1 protein-coding gene is annotated in these 234 nt (G+C 35.9%); it reads right to left on the reverse strand.

Annotation, left to right across the window (positions count from 1 at the left end; genetic code table 11):
• A partial coding sequence (locus tag FUA22_RS18475) for a hypothetical protein (RefSeq protein ID WP_206667110.1) occupies positions 1 to 234 on the reverse strand: 234 nt, incomplete at both ends.

The following is a 234-nucleotide window of genomic DNA, read 5'->3' on the forward strand; positions in this document are numbered from 1 at the left end:
TAGCAGTAATGGTAACATCACCAGAAGCATCAAGTTGTACTGTAATATCTTGACAGATAGCAGTAGGATCTACATTATCTTCTACAGTAACAGTAGCGTTACAAGTAGCAGTATTACCATTATTATCAGTCACAGTAAGAACAACAGGATTAGTTCCTACACTAGAACAATCGAAAGACGTAACATCTAAAGCAAGTGATTGAATACCACAAGCATCATTGGAACCATTATCAA

The sequence above is a fragment of the Seonamhaeicola maritimus genome (genome assembly GCF_008056315.1).
GTDB lineage: Bacteria > Bacteroidota > Bacteroidia > Flavobacteriales > Flavobacteriaceae > Seonamhaeicola > Seonamhaeicola maritimus.